Raw genomic sequence first — 18,781 nt, 5'->3', positions numbered from 1 at the left:
TCCTTATTTTTAAGGAATGTCTGGTAGCAATAGCGGAGAGGTCACACCTGTTCCCATGCCGAACACAGTAGTTAAGCTCTCCAGCGCCGATGGTAGTTGGGGCTTTGCCCCTGCAAGAGTAGGACGCCGCCAGGCATTTTTAATACATATTTATAAATAAGGTTTGTTATCTTATTTATATGACTATAATAATTTTATAAAAATTTTCAACCTATTCCACAGTAGCTCAGTGGTAGAGCTATCGGCTGTTAACCGATCGGTCGTAGGTTCGAATCCTACCTGTGGAGCCATTTTTATGCTTCCATAGCTCAGTCGGTAGAGCACCACCATGGTAAGGTGGGGGTCAGCGGTTCAAGTCCGCTTGGAAGCTCTCTTAAAAACGTTAATATTATAGGCTTTTACTCTTCATTGGGTGAAAGCCTATTTTGTTTATAAGGAGATTTTGCCGACATTTTGCCGACGAAATATAAAAATACAGGGTGTTTTGATGTTTTTTACTTGTTCTTAATGGCATTTAATTGGAGGATATCATCTAATTGTTCAGAAACAATTTGATTAGTTTCTTTATAGAGATGACTATATATATTTACAGTGGTTTGTATGTCAGCATGTCCTAGTCGTTCCTGTATAGGTTTGGCATCAATTCCTTTATTGATTAAAATAGTCGCTGACGTATGCCTTAATGAGTGTATTTTTATATATTTAAGGTTATGTCTCTTCAAGAACCTTTTCCACCAATTCTTTAAGGAAGTAGGGTTGAATGGTTTCCCATTTTCATCGCAAAGTAATAAACAATGATCATTGTCTTCATCCCATGGATTATCTGAAGCAAGGCTTTCTTGGTTTCGAACCGAAATGAGCTTTTTGATTGGTTCAATTAAAGATTTAGATAGATAAATATCTCTTTTTCTTGCCTGGCGGTTTCCTTTCTTTATCTCATGTAATTGAATGCCTTGTTCTTTTGAGTAGGTTAGCGCTTGTCTTATAGATAATATACCGCTATCTAAGTCGATGTGTTTCTTTAGATCTAAACCAAACAACTCTGATCTTCTCATTCCTGTAGTAATAGCTAACTTAATAGCTATTTGCCAATGTGGCACATTCTTTTCTTTGTCTAAGCAGTTTAATAATTGAATCGTTTCCTCTAAGCTATATACAGGGGCTTCTTGGTATTCAACTTTAGGTTTATCAATTTTTTTGCATGGGTTTTCTGTCATTACTCCTACTTTAACAGCAAAATTAAAGATGTTGTTTAAAATTCGATAATGATAAAAGATGGCCGAACTTGATAATTTTCCATCTTTTCCATCTAAACGCATTCCGTCCTCTTGTAAATTGTGTAGAAAATCAACAATATGCTTTCCTTTTATTTGATCCATACGTAAATATTTAAATGCAGGCAGGATTCTTGCTTCAAGATATACGATAAAGTTCGAAATAGTAGTATGAGATAAATGAACTTCTGCATGCTTTGGATACCATTCTTTTTGGACAAAGTCTACGAAATTGATCTTTTCAGGCTCATAGTACCCTTCACCTGTAACAGCAGCTACAAATTTTATGAGTTCTTTTTCAACCTCTCGAGAACCTTTAGCCTCTATAGTTTTATATTTCTTATGTCTTTTCTTTTTCCCTGTTTTAGGATCGATATATGATCCTAGATCCACTTCGAGCTGCCATTTTCCATTATCTCTTTTTCTGTAATGCCCTCTAGCCATAATTATTCTCCTCTCTTAATTAATTCTTTCGGCATATCTACATAATCAATAATATTTCCTGTTAATTCTCCGTTTTCGTCCTTCCATATATTTTCAAATACAGGTATGTTTAGTATATCTTCGGCTTTCTTTTGTCTACGTTTAGCTTCCAATAAAGTGACTTTCATGGTAAACCTCCTGAGAATAAAATTTGTTTTTGTACATTTCTAATCTGCGACAAGCAAAATCGTAATCTACTGTGAAGTTCATCATTGTAGTTTGAACAGTTACATTTTCTAGATTTCTAAGCATGAATGTCGGCACACAAAAATGATAGGAGAAATGATTTGCTTGATACTCCTGTAAATCAATAAACAGTGGGTGCATATTTAATTGACAACCAGCGTGTATAAGGTAATGACAAATCTCATGTCCAAATAATTGCCATTCAAATTCATCGCTCCCTTTACGTAATACCACTTCATTAGCGAAACGCAATGCGTGATCTCTGTATACAATTTCAACTCCGAGTTTTTTTGCAATATAATGAGCATCTAATTGATTAGGGTAAAAAACTCCAATAGACAAGAATAGGCTCTCTACATAATCCTCAACATGTGTGTAATACATAATGTAGCCCCTTTATAGAGAATATATGTTCTGTTTATGATGATAAGAAAAGGTGTACAAATGTACACCAAATTTCACTTAAAAACTTAAAGGCAATTGAATATCTTCTCCTAAAGAATCAATATTTTCATCGTGTGCGCCGTTAATAATTAACTTAATGTCTGAGATGTCTGCGGCTGGAGTATCTAATTGAAAAATGACTTCGCCTTCCTTTTTAGTCTGCCCGTAGAAGTCTCCACCAACATCATCACTTAACATTAAGTCTGCATCTACTTGATCGCCGGCATTAGTGGTAAGAGTTGCTTGGTCTGGGTAAAAAGAAACAGTTTCTTCAGATGTGTTTTCAGTTTTCATACCTACAGTAACAACTGTGAGCTTGTCTTTGTTGTCGAACATCGCTTTATAATCCCCATTTGGTTCAAGAGTAGCGCTTTGAATACCAGTAATAGTTAGTTTCATCGGTCCATTCTCTATTACTTCATTCATATCTTTCTTTTTATTTGCTATAGTAAATTTCCCGACTTCATTGTCTATTGTTTCCCCTTCTTCCACTGAAACAGTATTTTCTTTGTCTTTTGATTCATCATTGTTTTGTTCTTCAGATGAATTATTTTCTTTAGATTCTGCTGTGTTCTCATTATCTGAAGACTCTTCACCACAAGCCACTAAGACAAAACCAAGCACTAAAGACAACATTAATAAGTATACTTTCTTCATCCTACCTACTCCCTTATTTGTAATAATCTATGTAAAACGTAGGTAAATACTACGTGGATAACTTTTCCAAGAGTTATTTAGTTGTAATTAAAATTACCCATAGATTTGGTAAAATATAACGCCACTAATGTGACGAATATTATTTCTTACTCATTTTAAATTTTATATATTCATAAACGTCTTCTAGATCGTCTGAGGTCATATTTGATAAATCTTCAAACATTAGGTCAATGTCTGGAAATTCGGTTGCGATTTTATTGATTACTTTATCACGCTTGGTTTCTTCATCGTTATCCTGGTCTCCGTCTCGACCTAGTAAATAGTCTGTAGTGACATTATAATAATCAGCTAAAGTTGTTAGTGTTTTATAATCTGGAGTTCTATTTCCTTTTTCATAAGCAGTGTAAGCAGGTCTAGAAACTCCGATCACTTTTGCTACCTCGCCTTGAGTTTTCTTACTTTGCTTACGTAATTTAGTTAACCTATCTTTAAGCATGTTACTGCTCCTTCCTATGGCTTTATTTTACAGTAACAATGCGTTACTTTAAACTTATTGTAACAAAAAGAAACTTTTTATATAAAAATCCGTTGACAATGTAACGAAATGATACTATTATTAATGTAACGAAACGAAACATAGGAGGTGAGAGGATGAGATCTTGGTTAAAGGAATTAAGATTGCAGAAAGGACTCACGCAATATCAAGTATCGGAAGTAGCTGAAATAGAAAGGTCTTATTATACTATGATCGAGCAAGGCAACCGAAATCCTAGCGTTTGGGTGGCGAAAAGAATTGCTTCATCACTTGGTTTTGAATGGACTATTTTTTTTGAAAATCAATGTAACGAAACGAGACAAAAACAAGCAATCTAAATTACATCATCTTCACATCCAAGTATCAACATCTAAATGAGCGGAGCATGTCATGATCTATCAATTGCGATAGGGAGCAGTGCCAATAGGTAACGCCATGACGTTAGGTGCTGATACTTGGGTGTGAAAATCCAAAGGTGATGAAAACAAGGAGGTAATCAAATGAATCAACTAAAAGGAACCGCGAAACGTTTTCAAGAACTAGTTGAATTCGCTGAATCGAAAGGTTGGAGTGAAGAAGAACTCGCCAAAGTTATTAATCTTCTTCACTCCGAGTTGCAAAGTTATTCGTTGGATGCATCGGTACCAACCTTTGATATCGAAGAATAATACCCTTCGTAAATCTTTGCGACCGATTCAGCTTTCAAGTGAGAACTTGTAACATCCTTGCTGTCAGCCCGGACGTTTAGGTGCTCGATAAAAGACTTTGTAAGTTCCAAGGCAATTTCTTTATCTGTTAATGGCATATATCTCACACCCTTTCGACAATATTCTATCAGAAAGGGAGGACTTAAGGAGGAACAATTATGAATCAATTAAAAGTAATTTCATTCGATGGAAAGTTAGTAACTGACAGCAGAGAAGTAGCAGAAATGGTAGGTAAATCTCATGACCAACTTATGAGAAGTATCAGAACCTACATTAGTTATTTGGACTCTGCAAAAATGCAGAGTGAGAATTTCTTTATAGATAGTTCATATAAAAACAGCCAAAACAAGATCATGCCTTGCTATCTATTAACCAAAAAAGGCTGTGACATGGTTGCAAATAAAATGACCGGAAGTAAAGGTGTTCAATTTACAGCTGAGTATGTAACACGTTTTGAACAGATGGAACAAAAATTACAACAACCATTCAATCTACCAACAACATATAAAGAAGCTTTGCTGCAACTAGTGGAAAAAGTTGATGAAAACGAAAAACTTCAACTCGAAAACAAAGAACTTAAACCAAAAGCTTCCTATTATGATTTGGTTCTTCAAAACAAGTCACTACTTGCTATCAGTACTATCGCTAAAGACTACGGGTTGAGCGGAACGGCATTGAATAAAATTCTTCACGAGTTAGGTATCCAATACAAACAAGGTGGAACTTGGTTGCTTTATCAAAAATATGCTCCAAAAGGATATGCACACAGTAGAACACAAGATTATGACGGTGGAACAAAATCTAAGCTGCACACTTACTGGACTCAAAAAGGAAGAATGTTTATTTACCAAATTCTCAAAGAAAAGAAAGGTATATTGCCAATTATTGAACGAGAAAACGAACAACTAAGGTTGGTGGATTAATTGAGTAACGTAAAACAATTTAACAATTTCCAAACTAGCTATAGAAGATTGGTAGAAAAAGCTAGTAATGATCTTACAAAAATATTCATCGAGTTCTATCATCATGACTTTCAAAGCGAACCATTCCTGCATGTTGAAGCGCCTGTTGAACGCATTTTTATGGAACATGTTGAAGAGCATGGAAACATTATATTAATTTTAACGTCCGAAACAACTTTTACTTTCAACGAAAAAAACTACAATACAAATATTTCGAACGATGTCGTTGTCTTTTCTTCCAAGAATGATGAACAGACATACTGCATTATCGAGTTCATATAAGGAGTGGTCTAAATGCAAGGACACATGAATTCAAAAGAAACAGCAGCGTATATCGGGGTTTCTGTAAACACACTCAGAAAGTATGTACATGAGGAAAGGTTACCAGTCCTTCGTTTCCCAGGGAGGCGTAAATGGGTTTTTCGGAAGGACCTGGTAGATGAGTGGGTCGAGAAACGGTCGATACCGCAAATCATGAATTACGAGGAAAATAATAAACCAAATCAATATGGACAGCTAAGAATTATGAGACCTTAAACAACCGAGTGGGGATCGGTATTTAAATAGTACAACAAAACATAGTGAATAAAAATATAAAAAATTCCACAAAAAGGAGAGTTTGAAAAATGGTAGGAAAAGCCCTTAAGGAAATGAGAAAGAGTGAGGGGCTTACGCAGGAGCAACTAGCATTAGAATTTAACCTCAGTAAGTCAATGATCAGCGAGATTGAAAAAGGAAATCGAAAGCTGCAGGAAGATGTGGCGCATCATTCATTGAAAAACTTGGACAACCCATTATATGCGCTTGATATTGTGCATGAGTTTTCAGATGGATACACAGCACCAAGATTAAGCGGTAACGCGGTTGAATGGCACCGATTAGCATTAGAGGAATTTGTACTTAAAGAAACATCCGAGGTCATTCAAATATTAAAAGATGTAAGCCTGGTTAAATCCCCAGAAGCAAGCAACCTGGAGGAACTGAAACAAGTAGAAAAGGTCATCGGTGAGTTAATTGATGCTGAGACAGCAATCGGTAACTTAAAAGCTATATTAGCCGATGAATATAAACTCTCTTTAAAAGAGTGCCATAAAAACCGCAGCGAACAATACAAAAAGAATGGATGGATAGAATGAACTTCTTTAAATCGGATTTACCAAAAGCAAAAAAAGAGATCGATTGTTACAACTATTGTGCTAATAACGCAGTTCGGAAATTAAATGATGAAAAATTTGGTGAAGCTGCAGCATATTTAGAAAATGCTATTCGTTCTTTGCATGAATTAGAAAAGATGCAAGTTTCAAAAGAAAATGCAGATCACCATATGTTCGAACTGGAAAAAATACGCGGTCAGCAATATGTAAACAAAGTGATATTTGATTTGAGGTCACGTTTATGAGCGAAAAAGCACATGTAATTAAAATCTGGATCTCTTTTGTTGGAATGATTGTATTTCTTGAATATGCACTAATTACAAGTTAGGAGGGATAAGGTGGAACATCCTGTAATCGCAAGAATTATGGATACTGGTTATCCGGTAATGAACCATTTAAGGAATGAAAACACTGTAGATGCTCTAGGGAATGATGTTTTCCCCGAAGATGACATTTTAGTTTTAGAAGATCAATTTTTCTTGGTTGATTCATTGAGTAAAGAATCGAAAGAAGTATTGGAATTGTTGGGAGCAACTTATGAAGAAGCACAATAAAAAGAACCCACTGCAATGGGCTCTAAACAAACAACTAATTAATACAATGTGCCTTTATTATACGTCAGTAGCTTAATAAGGGCAAGGGAGGAATTATAAATGACGGTTAATGAATTGATTAAAGAATTACTAGATTATGACATGGAATCGGAAGTTGAAATTGTTGGCAATGTTAATTCTCGAGATTATGAAATTTTTCAGGATTTTAGTGTAGATGAAGATTACCAAATTACAGGTAAAGGTCGAGTTTCTATTAATTTTTCTACTGGTGGAATGGCGTTTATCGATGAAGATAGATTAGAAAAATTGGAAGATGCAGAACAAGAACTAGAAGAAATGGAGGAATTAAACAATGGCTAAAAACACAGTGGAAATGAGCCATCAAGAATGGCTGCAAGAACGGACAAAAGGGATTGGTGGAAGTGATGCTTCCATCATCCTTGGATTGAATAAATACCGTACACCTTTCGAATTATGGCTAGAGAAATCAGGTCAAACAACAATAGAAGATACAGCAGGGGAAGCTGCCTATTTTGGAAACTTGCTAGAGGATATGGTGGCTAAAGAGTTTGAAGTTCGATCAGGCAAGAGAGTACGTAAAAACAACTTCATGTTACAGCATCCAGAACATCCTTTTATTATGGCTAACATCGACAGGAAGGTTGTTGGAGAAAATGCACTTCTAGAGTGTAAAACTGCCAGCATGTTTCTAGCTAAAGATTGGGATAGTGAGGAAATTCCAGAAGCCTACCTGGTACAAGTACAGCATTATCTAGGTGTAACTGGTTACGGAAAGGCATATATCGCTGTATTAATTGGCGGTCAAAAGTTTATCTGGAAAGAAATCGAACGTGATGAAGAATTGATTCAAATGATAATCGATGCTGAGGTTCATTTCTGGAATCACCATGTACTAGGGAATAATCCGCCAGCTTTAGATGGTTCGAGTGCTGCTGAGAAGTTTCTGAAAGAACGTTATGCCAAAACAGAAGAAGGAAAAACCATTGATCTTGGCTTTGATTATAAAGAAAAACTGGACAACCTATTGGAATTGAAAGCCAATATCAATCAATTACAAGAACTGCAAAAACAAACGGAAAATCAGATCAAAAAAGAGCTTGAAGATGCAGAAACAGGATTCGTTCAAAATTACCAAGTAGATTGGAAACCTGTGAAGCAAAACAGGGTCGATAGCAAGCTTTTAAAAAGTAAATACCCTGATATATATAACTCGGTATTAAAGACCACCACAAGTCGCAGATTTAATGTAAAGGAGATCGGATAATATGCCTAAATTCGTTGTAAGAGAAGTGAAAGAAATAATCAAGGAGTTTGAAATCACAGCTAACAACGCTGAACACGCAATTAAAATTTTTAATCGTCCTAGTTCTGAAGATAAGAATTATGAAGGTGACTTCGGTTCAATCGAAACTCATATTACTGCTAAAAGAAAGGTGTATGAATAATGGCTACAAATGACTCAGTTAAGAATCAGATCGCTAATAAAAATCAAGGGAGTAATCAGGTCAATCCTAATAATTTAGGACTGAAACAATTACTAAGTACACCAACAATGAGAAAGAAATTTGATGAAGTGCTTGATAAGAAAGCACCACAATTCATGTCATCATTATTAAACCTATATTCAAATGACTCTTATCTTCAAAAAGCTGAACCGATGTCAGTTGTAACAAGCGCATTGGTAGCAGCTACATTAGATTTACCTATCGATAAAAACTTAGGTTATGCCTGGATTGTTCCATACGGTGGAAAAGCGCAATTTCAGCTAGGTTATAAAGGTTATATACAGTTGGCTCTTAGAACGGGACAATATCGGAATATTAATGTGATCGAGGTTTATGAAGGGGAGCTAAAGTCTTTTAACCGTTTAACAGAAGAAATGGAGCTTGATTTTGAACAGAAACAATCGGACAAGGTAATTGGCTACACAGGATATTTTGAATTAATCAATGGATTTAGGAAGACGGTTTATTGGTCTAAAGAAGAAATAGAAAAACATAAGAAAAGGTTTAGCAAGTCAGATTTTGGCTGGAAGAAAGATTGGGATGCCATGGCAAAGAAAACGGTTATTAGGAACATGTTGAATAAATGGGGTATCCTCTCTATTGATATGCAGAAAGGCATTGTAGAGGACAATAAAGATCCTATCGAAAAAGCTAACGAATTTGATGAACAGGACATTATAGAGGCAGATTTTTCAGAGGTTAATGATGATCAAGAGATAGATTTTAGCGATGCACAATAAATCAAATGTGCGCCTGCCTGAATGGATATTCGAGCAGGCGCAAGATAAAGAAGAGATCAAACGTCTGGTATTAGATTATATGCGTAGATATCCAGATTATACCGTTTTGAAGGTATCAGGTAGGTTTGCGGTTTGTGAAATTAATAGATAAGTAATTTTAACAAGGAGAAGTGATCCAAAATGACTAAGGGGGCTTTCCAAGTCAGTAGGGAGATATTCGAAAATGAAATATGGTCAGATGTCGTGAAGTTCAGGATATTCTTTTACATTCTTGGGAAGGCAGTCTTCTCTCAAGACGGAATAGAACAAGCTGGAATTCATCTTGAGAGAGGGCAATATCTGCGGTCATTGAGGAACCTACAAGATGATTTATCCTACCGAGAAGGCAGAGGAAATGCTGTAAAAAAGTATCCTTTAACGACAATTCAAAGGAAGATTAAATCACTTGAAAAAGAAGAGAGAATAACAACGAAATCAACAGAATATGGAACACTCTTTACAGTCGTCAATTATGCACTGTATCAAGGTTTAGATAACTATAAAAAAGATTCAGTGGAACAGCGACGGAACAGTGATGGAACAGCAACGGAACAGCAACGGAACAATAATAAGAATGATAAAGAATGTAGTAAGAAAGAAAAGAAAGATAAAGAGAAACGTCACAAATATGAAATTTGCGACATGACTCTAGCAGAATTACTTCTCTCAAATATTAGAGAAAACAATCCTAACTATAAAAATCCTAACCTAGAAAAATGGGCAAGTGATATTCGTTTAATGCGTGAAAGAGACAATCGTACAGAAGACCAGATTGAATATTTAATCAAGTGGACGCAAAGTCATGATTTTTGGCAGGCAAATATACTGTCTCCTTCTAAATTAAGAGAGAAGTTTGACACATTAATCATGCAAGTGAAACAAGAACGCAACAAAACAAAATCAAATGTCATTCAATTCAATAGAGAAGCTGAGGACGATAGCTATAATTACGGATTTTAGGAGGTAGCTATGGAACAGATTAGTTTAATGAAACCTAAAGAGCGCTTGATCATTACCTATGATTGTGAAGGATGCGGACGAACTGTCCAGAAGAAACAAATGCAGCTAACAGGCGGACCAGATAAAGGCGAATGGATAACGGTCGATGTCGGATGTAAATGCGAAGATATTCGATTGGCCGATCAAGAAAAGAAACGTGCTGAGCGCTTGAAAACACAAAAAATGCTGAAATACTTCAATAACCATAGCTTGTTAAATAGACCATTACAAAAGGCTACATTTGAAAACTATGAACCTACTACTAACCAACTACAAGAAGCAAAACAAAAGGCAATGGATTATGTAGACAATTTTACTGGTAAAGAAAATCTATTATTTTCTGGAAGTTATGGAACAGGAAAAAGTCACTTATCTGTATCGATAACCAAAGAATTGATGAAGAAAGGTTATACGTCTGTGTTTATATCAGTGCCAAAGCTACTAACTAAGATCAAGGATACTTACAACAATGATGGGCCGACAGAAGATGAATTGTTAGGAATTATGAGCAGGGTAGATTTACTGGTTATTGATGATATTGGCGCTGAACATAAAACGGCATGGTCAACACCAAAACTCTTTGAGATATTCGATGAACGATCTGGCAAAGCTACGATCTTCACAACTAACTTGAATAGCGAACAGTTAACGGAATGGGTAGGAGAACGTAATTTCTCTCGCATGATGGAAGATACAAAGCCAATCAAAATGAACGGTAGAGATTACCGCAGGAAGGAGTTTTAATCTTGAATCACACTGAATGTGCCACTTGTAGAAGAAAGCTAAAAGATAAAAAGAGCATTGAACGTGGTTATGGTCCTGTTTGTTATAAAAAACATTTGAAAGCTGTTGCGGATGAGTATGAAAAGAATCAATTAACGATATATGACTATTTAAAGGAGGATAATTCATGTGTAAAACCTGCAACGGAACAGGCGGTCTAAGTATAGATAACGGCTACTTTTTAGAATTTAGACCATGCCCAGACAGCCATTGTGACTTTGTTCGGGATGATAGCGACTTAGAACGGTTAAAAGCTAGATTGGAGCAATCAATGAGGGAGTCGGCATGAATACAGCAAGCTTATCAAATGTACCTATTCTTCCAGAAACAGGCGGTTATGAATTTGTGCTGGAAGATTTAGAACTTGCTTTTCCTAAGCATCAAATCAAGGAAATTACTAAGCAATGGAACAATGGCAAGGACGTAGAGCAGATAGCTTTTAAGATTCGAAGGCATCCAGACGAAGTGTTTCTTGCTTTATTCCATCAATCACGAAAAGGCAAGATTAAACGTCCGTTTGCTTATCGGATGAAGGGGGGATAAAATGATTCAATTTACCATACCAGGTAAGCCAGTACCAGCTGTCAGAATGACTCAAAAGAGCATGTATAAAAATAAGTACGCACAGCGTTATCTGGTCTATAAAAGGCAAGTTGGATGGATTGCTAAGCAGCATATGAAAGGAAAACCGATTGAGGGGCATGTAGGTGTTAGGCTAACACATTATATACATGGAAACAGGGCTGACATCGACAACCTATTTAAAGGCGTGACAGATGCTCTCAATAAGATCGTGTACAAGGATGATAGCCAGATTAAAGAAATGGGATCAAGAGTTATTCCTTGCGAAAAAGAACAACAACGGACCGAGATTGAAATATATGAATTGGTTTCTTATGGAAATATAGCAAATTAAAACATATCTGCCGATTCTGGGAGTTTAATTACTAGATTAGTAGATTTTATTCATTTTAATAATATAAACGCTCAGATTGGCTTTAAATTAAAAATATCGAGTGGGGGGCGAAACATATGAGATTAAAGAACATTCCATTCAAAGAAGGAAAGCTCAATGTCGATATAGAAAATGAGGATAAGCCTTTTGTTGTCGTATATTGTCAAGGAGAGGCGAAAATAACGTATTTACCTGAACATGGTGAGACAAAGGTTATAACACATCAAGGGAGGGTTAAAAGGGTCAAATTTGATGAGGGGGAAGAGTTTTGAAGAAATATAGAATGTTAATATATGTTTTACTAGGGATATTTTTATCGTCTCTAATGGTGTTGCTACTTAAAATTTTTGCAGAGATGGCATCACTTAAATATGGTATTGATGAGGTAGATAAATATGCTGGGTATTTTGCATCAATCAGTGGTTGGATATCAGGTATTACTGTACCCATTTTTACTTTCCTGAGTTTAATTTTATTGTATAAAACATTTAATCTCCAGAAAAAAGAACTTGTAAATACACGTAGTGTTATTAACCAACAACAGTTTGAAAATACTTTTTTTAACATGATAAACCTTCATATTAATATTGTAGAGAAAATAGAGTTTGAGGGCATTAAGTCAAGAAAAGGGTTAGAATTGCTGTGGGAGGACTTAGATAAAAAAATTAATAACTTACTAAAGGGTTTTTTTACAACAAGTCATGTTAATTATAATGAGGAAGAGTTAAATAAATATAGAGCTAATTACAAAGATGAAGAATATATTAAGAATAAATTTAAGGATTTTGAATCAGATAATGGTGATTCTTTGGGACACTATTTTAGACATATGTATAGGATAGTAAAATTTATTAGTGATAGTAATCTATCTAAAGATGAAAAGAGAGAATACCTTGGAATATTTAGGGCTCAATTATCTTCTGCTGAATTAAACTTACTTTTCTATAATATTAATTATTCAGCTTATAGTAAAAAATTTCATGACATATTACAAGGAACATATTTTTTTAAAGGACATGTAGATGAGTTAATTAAAGAAGGCAAAACTTTATCAGTTTTAAATAAAAAGAAGTACGAAGAATTGAATAATAATATTTAATATTTTAGAGAGGTAGGTTACCGTGGCACCAATTGATGTCAATATTGTAGAGTCCTGTGACGGAATGAATTGTCTTACTATCAAGGATTGGCTACCGTTTTGGGGAACGATGTTAGGAGCGCTTATTGGAGCTGCTCTAGGTTCATTAGGCTCTTATTTGTTACTAAAAAGAAGTGTTAGAGAAGAAGAGAAAAAATTATATGAAGACTTCTATAAAGAGTATAGAAGGGTTGATAGAATGTTAGATATATTCATTGAACGTATGTTTATATTAAAAAAAGATTGGTCTAATAAACAGAAAAACATGAACTATAAGAAAGTTGATCTTACTCTAGTAGAAAGGGTAAGAAATGATATCAATAAGATTCCAAACTCCTTAATACCAAGGGATATATTTGACTTTATCGAAGGTATAGAAAATGAAATAGGAGGAATTGAGGCTAAATTATTAATATATTATGAATATGGTAATTATAATACAATTCCATTTGATGATAATTACTTACCTAAATTTAGTCAAGAGTTGGATAAGATAACAGAATTGAAGCAAAAAATTAAAATTATATATGATTAGTTCTACCAGCTAACTGGAGGGCACTAAATGACAGCAATAGGCTGCCGTTTGGTGTCCTTTTTATTTTAAGGGAGGAATCGAGAATGGTATTAGCATTTCAAATCATTGGATTAATCATTATTTTATTTTCGTGGATCATTGCTTGTTATGAAACGGATAAGAAAAGGCAAGAGAATATGGCATTCATTACCGCAATTGCTATGGCTCTAATTTTTGCTAGTTTGGTGTGGCTGTGATGTATCAATGGAAAATCAGCGAGTACAGAAAAGATAAACGAGTGGGCGCTTTATCTCCTGTGAAACGGAGCGATTATGTACAACAATTATTTGACGTGGGGGTCGGTTGGAATGGACTTATGGGCAGACAGATTGATAGACGAGTACGAAGTGGGGCGCAAGGGATTAACGACAATGAAGAGCGAATTGGATCCAGAGATTTTGGAGGACAAGCAAGACAGAAAACAGATTAACAGCATGATAAACGAAATGTCTGAATCAATTGAATGGATGAGGGTAGGACGCAGACCTGGTAATTTAAGAGGGATTGATAAACGTTCTGCTTACCAACGTAGAGCTTTGATAGATATGGATCTATTTCCATCTTTAGAGATTGAGCCAGAACAAAAAGAAATTGCTGAGGAACAAAAAGAAGCATTAGTCAATATATTGGTTGATTTATCTCATAGAGAAAGGCAATGTTATTTGCTGCATATGGCACAAGGGTTATCATATTCAGAAATAAAAAAGGAACTAGGTATTGGCAGAAGTACGGTTCAAAAGTACATTGAGCGTGCTAAAGAAAAAATTAGTAAAAAACTTTGTCGTACAAATGTCGTACAAACCCGTATTGAGGATGAAGAGGCTGTAATATAGTGCTCTTGCTATATTCGGTAGTAGCCCGAGAAATACCTTACGGTATCAACACGCTCTATCATAAGGAGGTGTTATCAAAGATATCGGTTATGTAATTGTTTTAATGCTTGCTGATTACCTGGAGTCAGTAAGTACATCGTTTACGATATATTGTACTAGGATAGTAAAGGGAGTTTAAAACTCCCTTATTTTTATAAGAAATATTGTAAATAGCTAATTAGATCATCGTACTTTTCTTGTGTAGGTTTTTTGTGTTCAGCATTATCGTAACTGGACCTTTGTAAAAGACGAATGTTTGCAGTATCCAGTGAAAATTCTAGATTCGCTACAACTACTCCAGATTCGAAGGTTTTTGCTATCTTTAGGAATTCCACCATTTTTCGACTTAATAATACTGGTAAATTAATCCAATAAAGATTATTAGTCGAGATACAATTATAGCCTTTATCTGTAATTGTGATTTCAGCATATTTTTTTTCGCTATCTGAACCTTTATTATTTCTAAATCTTATCCCAACGACATCCCCGATATCACTATCGTTTATTGTGGTAGCAATTACAGATAAAACAGCATTTGAAATATAGCTTTCAGTAGATATATCTATATCTGTAGGAGGATTAAATGCTGTTTCAACTTTTTTAGCAAATTCTTTAATTTCCTGGTCGAAGTTGGCTAATTTAATATAAGCTTTTTATTACGTTTTTCTTTTAAAAGATTTTCTTCCAATTTGTAAAGAGACGTTCTATAATCTTCGAAATTAGAATAATTAATATGTGGGTTAAATGAATCTATAAAATTTAAAGTATTATTAACTCTGCCTGACATTGTTCTTACATTTTCATCGGAATTTATAATATTATCAACATCTTTAAGTCTAATGTGGAGTAAATTTCTTTTGAAATCTATTTCAACAATTGTTGGGTAGACAGATTCTTTAGTACTTCCATCTTTGTTGCTTATTAACACAGTTTCTTTGTCTAATAATAGTAATCTTAAAGACTCAAGTTCACTATGATTTTGTCTGTTATTTTGTTCTCTATAGCCACAGACTGTGAAAGCACGACTATTTGTTGTTTTGTTTACATTGTTTAAAATTTTCTTTTCGCTAGGTAGTTCCCAAGATTGATAAATTTCATTTATAATCTCCTGATTATCTAGTGTTATATTAGTATGATCTAACCTATATATATAAGAGTTAAATAATGAATCTTCTAACAATAGAAATAACAGTTCGTCTAATTCGTTAATTGTAACTATATTGTTATCTATACCATAGGAAAGTACTTTAGCAATGATATGTGATGTATCATCTTTTTTGTTTTTTTCTCTAATTTTTGAATATACATCTCTGAATTCAGGAAATATATGCATGAAACGTAATTTACTTATTACATCTTGTTTCTTTAGGTAAGGGTAAAATAACAATAAATCTTTTAGATAAACATCCTTTTCTAAAATAGGCATTATAAAGCTCCTTTCAAAGGTGGTGGTAAGTTTATGAAATGTCAAATCTTTAGCAATTCATCATTCTTAGGTGAATTCTCTTTTTCAGATTTAATAGAAAAAAAACATTCACTTTCAACTGGAAGCATTGTTAAAATTGAGAATGAATTTTATTGTGTAGGAAACGTTCTTATAAGAAGTGACGAAACTATAGTCCTTGAAGTATCATAAATATTACCATTTTATAGTAATAAGATCCTTTTTATTATATTCAACAAAAAACTTGTAAATCCTTCAAAAATACCAAAATTTTATAAAAAACAGGAAAATAGTCCCTTTTTGTCGTATTACGGGATAAGGAGGGGATAAACATGGAAAAGTTTTGGACTTGGAGAGGTAAATATTTCGGTTACAGAGATGGTGACGAATTACGCACATACACCGGAATACATGTAGGTAGGTTTTATGGTGACGAGATATATGGCAGTAATGGTTACTATCTAGGTGAAATCAAAAATGAAAAGAGATTAATAACCAAAACAAACAAGAAGAATCGAAGGAAATCGAGATTCAATCCTCGTATTAGGAGGTCTAGCAGATCTAAGTATTCAAACTATAGTGGATATGCAATGTATGCGGGGTATGAAGATTTTCCGGATCCTGATCACTTCAATAATCAATAATTCTAATGCACCTCGATAGGTGCTTTTTTCTTTTACAAAACAACTCGAATACATATGGGGGTGGGTGATGATGTAGTGGCAGAAACTCATAAACTAGCCGAGAAAGATTATATTAAAGGCATGAAATATAAAGAGATTGCTGAGAAACATGGTGTATCTATCAATACGGTGAAATCATGGAAACGAAGACATGGCTGGGAACGAAATAAGGGTGCACCCAAAGAAAAAAGTGTGCACACAAAAAAAGGTGGTCAACCTGGTAATAAAAACGCATTAGGCAATAAAGGTGGCGCTCCACAAAACAACAACAATGCTCTCACTCATGGATTATTTGCGAAATACCTACCAGAAGAAACGCTGGATATAGTAAACAATATAGAGAGCATTTCTCCGTTGGATATTTTATGGATGAATATTAAGATGCAGTTTGCATCCATCATGAGAGCGCAGCAAATCATGTTCGTTAACGATCAGAACGATTTAACGAAAGAATTAAAGAAATCAAAGTACGAAGTCATTCCTATGGGTGAGGAAGTAAAGCAAGTTCCAATTGAAGAAGAATATGAGTTGCAATTCGCTTGGGATAAACAGGCGAATTTTTTAAATTCTCAAAGTCGGGCTATGGGTGAATTACGAAGTATGCTGAAACAGTTTATTGAAATGGCTGATTATGAGGATAATCGATTGCTGGAAGTTGAAAAAATGAGAGCAACCATCGATAAAACCAAGGCTGAAATAGAAAAGATTTCTACTAACGATGACAAAGACAAGCCAATTGAAATCATGATCAAGCGTAAAGGTGATACATCATGATTGAAAAAGAGGTAAATCCACACTTTGAGAGATTCCTTTTCGATTGGAAACAGAAATTCCAATTCTTAGTCGGTGGTTATGGATCCAGCAAAAGTTATCATGTTGCATTAAAAATCATTCTTAAGTTACTAGAGGAAAAGCGAACAGCACTAGTTGTTAGGGAAGTATATGAAACAATTCGAGAGTCTTGTTTTTCTTTATTTGAAGAACTACTAATTGATCTAGAAATTGATGATAAGGTAAAGGCTGTTACCTCTCCGATGCAAATACGGTTTCCGAATGGAAGCAAGATTATTTTCAAAGGGATGGACAAGCCGCAGAAATTAAAATCCATTCATAACGTATCGATTATTTGGTTAGAAGAATGTTCTGAAATCAAATACGCAGGTTTCAAAGAGTTAATTGGTCGTTTAAGACATCCAAAATTGAAATTGCATATGATTCTTTCTACGAATCCTGTAGACGAAGGAAACTGGACATATTCGCATTTCTTCATCAAAAACAAAGGACAAGATGACCAAGTTATCTTTTTGGATGATGAAGAATTATATAAAAAACGTACCATTGTAGTGGATGATACGTATTATCACCATTCTACTGCGGATGATAATTTATTCTTGCCTGCAAGTTATGTAGAAGAATTAGAAAAAACCAAAGTTTATGACCTAGATCTTTACAGGGTAGCCCGTAAAGGTCGTTTTGGTGTTTCTGGAACAAAGGTACTACCACAGTTCGAATCCATGCCACATGATCAAGTTATGAAAGAAATAGGTGCTATCTACAGGCCGCTTTATCGAAATGGTATGGACTTTGGGTTTGAAGATTCCTATAACGCTTTATTGCGTATGGCGGTAGATGATAAGAACAAAACATTATACATCTATTGGGAATATTACAGTCGGCATAAAGACGATCCAGAAATAGCGGAGGATTTAGAAGAGTTTAGGATCAGTAAGGAAAGAGTGAAGGGTGATTCTGCTGAGCCTAAGACGATCTATTATCTTAACAAACGTGGCATTAACATTGTAGGAGCATATAAACCGACTCGATTAGAAAACGTGAAGAAAATGAAACGGTTTAGAAGAATTGTATGTTCCGATAAATGCCCGAACACTATTAGAGAGCTTAGGAACCTAACCTATAAGAAAGGTAAGCAAGGCAATACAATTTATGATGAATTTAATATCGATCCGCATACATTCTCAGCTATGTGGTACGGATTAGATGATTATGAGGTAGTTGATTTGAAAGACAAGAAAAACCAGTACAAAGCCTTTAAATCAATATTTTCATAAAGG

At 34.7% G+C, this 18,781-nt stretch carries 33 protein-coding genes, 2 tRNA genes and 1 rRNA gene; 30 read left to right on the top strand and 6 right to left on the bottom strand.

Annotated elements, in window-relative coordinates; translation table 11 throughout:
* The first annotated feature begins 19 nt into the window (after positions 1-19).
* The 3 genes from rrf to JKP73_RS21900 all read left to right on the top strand — a co-directional run bounded on the left by rrf (position 20) and on the right by JKP73_RS21900 (position 370).
* Positions 20-135 (top strand): 5S ribosomal RNA (rrf, locus tag JKP73_RS21910).
* A gap of 80 nt (positions 136-215) precedes the next feature.
* A tRNA-Asn gene (locus tag JKP73_RS21905) sits at positions 216-290 on the top strand.
* Between the two features lie 7 nt (positions 291-297).
* Positions 298-370 (top strand) — tRNA-Thr (locus JKP73_RS21900).
* 124 nt (positions 371-494) lie between these two features.
* On the opposite strand, the gene JKP73_RS21895 is transcribed toward JKP73_RS21900, so the two are convergent.
* From JKP73_RS21895 to JKP73_RS21875, 5 genes are all read right to left on the bottom strand, one after another.
* Positions 495-1,718 carry a site-specific integrase gene (locus tag JKP73_RS21895; RefSeq protein WP_200411960.1) on the bottom strand — a complete coding sequence of 408 codons (1,224 nt, stop codon included), beginning with the start codon at positions 1,716-1,718 and terminating at the stop codon, positions 495-497.
* Positions 1,719-1,720: 2 nt separating this feature from the next.
* Positions 1,721-1,885, bottom strand: a complete 165-nt coding sequence (locus JKP73_RS21890; protein ID WP_200411959.1) for a hypothetical protein — start codon at positions 1,883-1,885, stop codon at positions 1,721-1,723.
* Positions 1,860-2,327 (bottom strand): ImmA/IrrE family metallo-endopeptidase, encoded by a 468-nt coding sequence (locus tag JKP73_RS21885; protein ID WP_200411958.1) that lies wholly within the window; start codon positions 2,325-2,327, stop codon positions 1,860-1,862. Before JKP73_RS21885 ends, JKP73_RS21890 begins: the two co-directional genes overlap by 26 nt.
* 78 nt (positions 2,328-2,405) lie before the next feature.
* Complete coding sequence (locus tag JKP73_RS21880) at positions 2,406-3,044, bottom strand: hypothetical protein (RefSeq protein ID WP_200411957.1); 639 nt, start codon at positions 3,042-3,044, stop codon at positions 2,406-2,408.
* 139 nt (positions 3,045-3,183) lie between these two features.
* Positions 3,184-3,540, bottom strand: a complete 357-nt coding sequence (locus JKP73_RS21875; protein WP_200411956.1) for a helix-turn-helix domain-containing protein — start codon at positions 3,538-3,540, stop codon at positions 3,184-3,186.
* A 155-nt stretch (positions 3,541-3,695) separates the two neighbouring features.
* Here JKP73_RS21875 and JKP73_RS21870 point away from each other — a divergent pair, with 155 nt between their 5' ends.
* The 24 genes from JKP73_RS21870 to JKP73_RS21760 all read left to right on the top strand — a co-directional run bounded on the left by JKP73_RS21870 (position 3,696) and on the right by JKP73_RS21760 (position 14,543).
* Positions 3,696-3,917 (top strand): helix-turn-helix transcriptional regulator, encoded by a 222-nt coding sequence (locus JKP73_RS21870; RefSeq protein WP_200411955.1) that lies wholly within the window; start codon positions 3,696-3,698, stop codon positions 3,915-3,917.
* A gap of 162 nt (positions 3,918-4,079) precedes the next feature.
* The gene (locus tag JKP73_RS21865; RefSeq protein ID WP_200411954.1) at positions 4,080-4,247 is read left to right on the top strand and encodes a hypothetical protein; all 168 of its coding nucleotides are present in this window, start codon (positions 4,080-4,082) and stop codon (positions 4,245-4,247) included.
* Between the two features lie 197 nt (positions 4,248-4,444).
* Positions 4,445-5,209, top strand: a complete 765-nt coding sequence (locus tag JKP73_RS21860; protein WP_200411953.1) for a phage antirepressor KilAC domain-containing protein — start codon at positions 4,445-4,447, stop codon at positions 5,207-5,209.
* Entirely contained in the window at positions 5,210-5,530 is a 321-nt protein-coding gene (locus JKP73_RS21855) for a hypothetical protein (protein ID WP_200411952.1), read from the top strand. It abuts the gene before it with no gap.
* A gap of 12 nt (positions 5,531-5,542) precedes the next feature.
* Positions 5,543-5,785, top strand: a complete 243-nt coding sequence (locus tag JKP73_RS21850) for a helix-turn-helix domain-containing protein (RefSeq protein ID WP_200411951.1) — start codon at positions 5,543-5,545, stop codon at positions 5,783-5,785.
* Positions 5,786-5,874: 89 nt separating this feature from the next.
* Positions 5,875-6,384, top strand: coding sequence for a helix-turn-helix domain-containing protein (locus JKP73_RS21845; RefSeq protein ID WP_200411950.1), 510 nt, complete (start codon positions 5,875-5,877; stop codon positions 6,382-6,384).
* Complete coding sequence (locus JKP73_RS21840; RefSeq protein ID WP_200411949.1) at positions 6,381-6,647, top strand: hypothetical protein; 267 nt, start codon at positions 6,381-6,383, stop codon at positions 6,645-6,647. The genes JKP73_RS21845 and JKP73_RS21840 overlap by 4 nt, the downstream gene beginning before the upstream one ends.
* Positions 6,648-6,740: 93 nt before the next feature.
* Entirely contained in the window at positions 6,741-6,956 is a 216-nt protein-coding gene (locus JKP73_RS21835; protein ID WP_200411948.1) for a YqaI family protein, read from the top strand.
* Positions 6,957-7,055: 99 nt separating this feature from the next.
* Complete coding sequence (locus tag JKP73_RS21830; protein WP_200411947.1) at positions 7,056-7,316, top strand: hypothetical protein; 261 nt, start codon at positions 7,056-7,058, stop codon at positions 7,314-7,316.
* Entirely contained in the window at positions 7,309-8,241 is a 933-nt protein-coding gene (locus JKP73_RS21825; protein WP_200411946.1) for a YqaJ viral recombinase family nuclease, read from the top strand. The genes JKP73_RS21830 and JKP73_RS21825 overlap by 8 nt, the downstream gene beginning before the upstream one ends.
* A gap of 1 nt (position 8,242) precedes the next feature.
* Positions 8,243-8,422 carry a hypothetical protein gene (locus JKP73_RS21820; protein WP_038246217.1) on the top strand — a complete coding sequence of 60 codons (180 nt, stop codon included), beginning with the start codon at positions 8,243-8,245 and terminating at the stop codon, positions 8,420-8,422.
* Positions 8,422-9,222 carry a recombinase RecT gene (locus JKP73_RS21815; protein WP_038246219.1) on the top strand — a complete coding sequence of 267 codons (801 nt, stop codon included), beginning with the start codon at positions 8,422-8,424 and terminating at the stop codon, positions 9,220-9,222. Before JKP73_RS21820 ends, JKP73_RS21815 begins: the two co-directional genes overlap by 1 nt.
* A gap of 180 nt (positions 9,223-9,402) precedes the next feature.
* Positions 9,403-10,221 carry a phage replication protein O gene (locus JKP73_RS21810; RefSeq protein ID WP_200411945.1) on the top strand — a complete coding sequence of 273 codons (819 nt, stop codon included), beginning with the start codon at positions 9,403-9,405 and terminating at the stop codon, positions 10,219-10,221.
* 9 nt (positions 10,222-10,230) lie between these two features.
* Positions 10,231-11,004 carry an ATP-binding protein gene (locus JKP73_RS21805; protein WP_200411944.1) on the top strand — a complete coding sequence of 258 codons (774 nt, stop codon included), beginning with the start codon at positions 10,231-10,233 and terminating at the stop codon, positions 11,002-11,004.
* A gap of 2 nt (positions 11,005-11,006) precedes the next feature.
* Entirely contained in the window at positions 11,007-11,204 is a 198-nt protein-coding gene (locus JKP73_RS21800; protein WP_200411943.1) for a DUF6011 domain-containing protein, read from the top strand.
* Positions 11,171-11,332, top strand: coding sequence for a hypothetical protein (locus tag JKP73_RS21795; RefSeq protein WP_200411942.1), 162 nt, complete (start codon positions 11,171-11,173; stop codon positions 11,330-11,332). The genes JKP73_RS21800 and JKP73_RS21795 overlap by 34 nt, the downstream gene beginning before the upstream one ends.
* Positions 11,329-11,586: a lysophospholipid acyltransferase family protein gene (locus JKP73_RS21790; protein WP_200411941.1), complete on the top strand. Its 258-nt coding sequence runs from the start codon at positions 11,329-11,331 to the stop codon at positions 11,584-11,586. The genes JKP73_RS21795 and JKP73_RS21790 overlap by 4 nt, the downstream gene beginning before the upstream one ends.
* Before the next feature lies 1 nt (position 11,587).
* On the top strand, positions 11,588-11,959 hold the full coding sequence (locus JKP73_RS21785; protein ID WP_200411940.1) for a RusA family crossover junction endodeoxyribonuclease: 372 nt from the start codon (positions 11,588-11,590) through the stop codon (positions 11,957-11,959).
* A gap of 116 nt (positions 11,960-12,075) precedes the next feature.
* A complete protein-coding gene (locus JKP73_RS21780) occupies positions 12,076-12,270 on the top strand; it encodes an XtrA/YqaO family protein (RefSeq protein WP_200411939.1) in 195 nt (64 codons plus the stop codon).
* The gene (locus tag JKP73_RS21775) at positions 12,267-13,097 is read left to right on the top strand and encodes a putative phage abortive infection protein (protein WP_200411938.1); all 831 of its coding nucleotides are present in this window, start codon (positions 12,267-12,269) and stop codon (positions 13,095-13,097) included. Before JKP73_RS21780 ends, JKP73_RS21775 begins: the two co-directional genes overlap by 4 nt.
* A gap of 22 nt (positions 13,098-13,119) precedes the next feature.
* Complete coding sequence (locus JKP73_RS21770; RefSeq protein ID WP_200411937.1) at positions 13,120-13,671, top strand: hypothetical protein; 552 nt, start codon at positions 13,120-13,122, stop codon at positions 13,669-13,671.
* A gap of 83 nt (positions 13,672-13,754) precedes the next feature.
* Complete coding sequence (locus JKP73_RS21765) at positions 13,755-13,907, top strand: hypothetical protein (RefSeq protein ID WP_200411936.1); 153 nt, start codon at positions 13,755-13,757, stop codon at positions 13,905-13,907.
* Positions 13,907-14,140 (top strand): hypothetical protein, encoded by a 234-nt coding sequence (locus JKP73_RS23285; protein ID WP_234447167.1) that lies wholly within the window; start codon positions 13,907-13,909, stop codon positions 14,138-14,140. Before JKP73_RS21765 ends, JKP73_RS23285 begins: the two co-directional genes overlap by 1 nt.
* Positions 14,082-14,543, top strand: coding sequence for a sigma-70 family RNA polymerase sigma factor (locus JKP73_RS21760; RefSeq protein ID WP_234447166.1), 462 nt, complete (start codon positions 14,082-14,084; stop codon positions 14,541-14,543). The genes JKP73_RS23285 and JKP73_RS21760 overlap by 59 nt, the downstream gene beginning before the upstream one ends.
* Positions 14,544-15,216: 673 nt before the next feature.
* Here the strand turns inward: JKP73_RS21760 and JKP73_RS21755 are convergent.
* Positions 15,217-16,008: a hypothetical protein gene (locus tag JKP73_RS21755; protein ID WP_200411935.1), complete on the bottom strand. Its 792-nt coding sequence runs from the start codon at positions 16,006-16,008 to the stop codon at positions 15,217-15,219.
* A 350-nt stretch (positions 16,009-16,358) separates the two neighbouring features.
* Between JKP73_RS21755 and JKP73_RS21750 the strand changes: the two genes are divergently transcribed.
* The 3 genes from JKP73_RS21750 to JKP73_RS21740 all read left to right on the top strand — a co-directional run bounded on the left by JKP73_RS21750 (position 16,359) and on the right by JKP73_RS21740 (position 18,778).
* Positions 16,359-16,670, top strand: coding sequence for a hypothetical protein (locus JKP73_RS21750; protein ID WP_200411934.1), 312 nt, complete (start codon positions 16,359-16,361; stop codon positions 16,668-16,670).
* A gap of 75 nt (positions 16,671-16,745) precedes the next feature.
* A complete protein-coding gene (terS, locus tag JKP73_RS21745; protein WP_200411961.1) occupies positions 16,746-17,483 on the top strand; it encodes a phage terminase small subunit in 738 nt (245 codons plus the stop codon).
* Positions 17,480-18,778: a PBSX family phage terminase large subunit gene (locus JKP73_RS21740; RefSeq protein WP_200411933.1), complete on the top strand. Its 1,299-nt coding sequence runs from the start codon at positions 17,480-17,482 to the stop codon at positions 18,776-18,778. The genes terS and JKP73_RS21740 overlap by 4 nt, the downstream gene beginning before the upstream one ends.
* Positions 18,779-18,781 lie beyond the last annotated feature (3 nt).

Source organism: Virgibacillus salexigens (assembly GCF_014905415.1).
GTDB classification, from domain to species: Bacteria; Bacillota; Bacilli; order Bacillales; family Amphibacillaceae; genus Virgibacillus; species Virgibacillus salexigens.
The sequence above is the reverse complement of the archived record's forward strand: the minus strand, read 5'-3'. Positions and strand labels throughout refer to the sequence as shown.

Coding starts and splice junctions, on each gene's coding strand:
- JKP73_RS21895 (WP_200411960.1), bottom strand. CDS start 1,718: ATGGCTAGAGGGCATTACAGAAAAAGAGATAATGGAAAATGGCAGCTC.
- JKP73_RS21890 (WP_200411959.1), bottom strand. CDS start 1,885: ATGAAAGTCACTTTATTGGAAGCTAAACGTAGACAAAAGAAAGCCGAA.
- JKP73_RS21885 (WP_200411958.1), bottom strand. CDS start 2,327: ATGTATTACACACATGTTGAGGATTATGTAGAGAGCCTATTCTTGTCT.
- JKP73_RS21880 (WP_200411957.1), bottom strand. CDS start 3,044: ATGAAGAAAGTATACTTATTAATGTTGTCTTTAGTGCTTGGTTTTGTC.
- JKP73_RS21875 (WP_200411956.1), bottom strand. CDS start 3,540: ATGCTTAAAGATAGGTTAACTAAATTACGTAAGCAAAGTAAGAAAACT.
- JKP73_RS21870 (WP_200411955.1), top strand. CDS start 3,696: ATGAGATCTTGGTTAAAGGAATTAAGATTGCAGAAAGGACTCACGCAA.
- JKP73_RS21865 (WP_200411954.1), top strand. CDS start 4,080: ATGAATCAACTAAAAGGAACCGCGAAACGTTTTCAAGAACTAGTTGAA.
- JKP73_RS21860 (WP_200411953.1), top strand. CDS start 4,445: ATGAATCAATTAAAAGTAATTTCATTCGATGGAAAGTTAGTAACTGAC.
- JKP73_RS21850 (WP_200411951.1), top strand. CDS start 5,543: ATGCAAGGACACATGAATTCAAAAGAAACAGCAGCGTATATCGGGGTT.
- JKP73_RS21845 (WP_200411950.1), top strand. CDS start 5,875: ATGGTAGGAAAAGCCCTTAAGGAAATGAGAAAGAGTGAGGGGCTTACG.
- JKP73_RS21840 (WP_200411949.1), top strand. CDS start 6,381: ATGAACTTCTTTAAATCGGATTTACCAAAAGCAAAAAAAGAGATCGAT.
- JKP73_RS21830 (WP_200411947.1), top strand. CDS start 7,056: ATGACGGTTAATGAATTGATTAAAGAATTACTAGATTATGACATGGAA.
- JKP73_RS21825 (WP_200411946.1), top strand. CDS start 7,309: ATGGCTAAAAACACAGTGGAAATGAGCCATCAAGAATGGCTGCAAGAA.
- JKP73_RS21820 (WP_038246217.1), top strand. CDS start 8,243: ATGCCTAAATTCGTTGTAAGAGAAGTGAAAGAAATAATCAAGGAGTTT.
- JKP73_RS21815 (WP_038246219.1), top strand. CDS start 8,422: ATGGCTACAAATGACTCAGTTAAGAATCAGATCGCTAATAAAAATCAA.
- JKP73_RS21810 (WP_200411945.1), top strand. CDS start 9,403: ATGACTAAGGGGGCTTTCCAAGTCAGTAGGGAGATATTCGAAAATGAA.
- JKP73_RS21805 (WP_200411944.1), top strand. CDS start 10,231: ATGGAACAGATTAGTTTAATGAAACCTAAAGAGCGCTTGATCATTACC.
- JKP73_RS21795 (WP_200411942.1), top strand. CDS start 11,171: ATGTGTAAAACCTGCAACGGAACAGGCGGTCTAAGTATAGATAACGGC.
- JKP73_RS21790 (WP_200411941.1), top strand. CDS start 11,329: ATGAATACAGCAAGCTTATCAAATGTACCTATTCTTCCAGAAACAGGC.
- JKP73_RS21785 (WP_200411940.1), top strand. CDS start 11,588: ATGATTCAATTTACCATACCAGGTAAGCCAGTACCAGCTGTCAGAATG.
- JKP73_RS21780 (WP_200411939.1), top strand. CDS start 12,076: ATGAGATTAAAGAACATTCCATTCAAAGAAGGAAAGCTCAATGTCGAT.
- JKP73_RS21765 (WP_200411936.1), top strand. CDS start 13,755: ATGGTATTAGCATTTCAAATCATTGGATTAATCATTATTTTATTTTCG.
- JKP73_RS23285 (WP_234447167.1), top strand. CDS start 13,907: ATGTATCAATGGAAAATCAGCGAGTACAGAAAAGATAAACGAGTGGGC.
- JKP73_RS21760 (WP_234447166.1), top strand. CDS start 14,082: ATGAAGAGCGAATTGGATCCAGAGATTTTGGAGGACAAGCAAGACAGA.
- JKP73_RS21755 (WP_200411935.1), bottom strand. CDS start 16,008: ATGCCTATTTTAGAAAAGGATGTTTATCTAAAAGATTTATTGTTATTT.
- JKP73_RS21750 (WP_200411934.1), top strand. CDS start 16,359: ATGGAAAAGTTTTGGACTTGGAGAGGTAAATATTTCGGTTACAGAGAT.
- JKP73_RS21740 (WP_200411933.1), top strand. CDS start 17,480: ATGATTGAAAAAGAGGTAAATCCACACTTTGAGAGATTCCTTTTCGAT.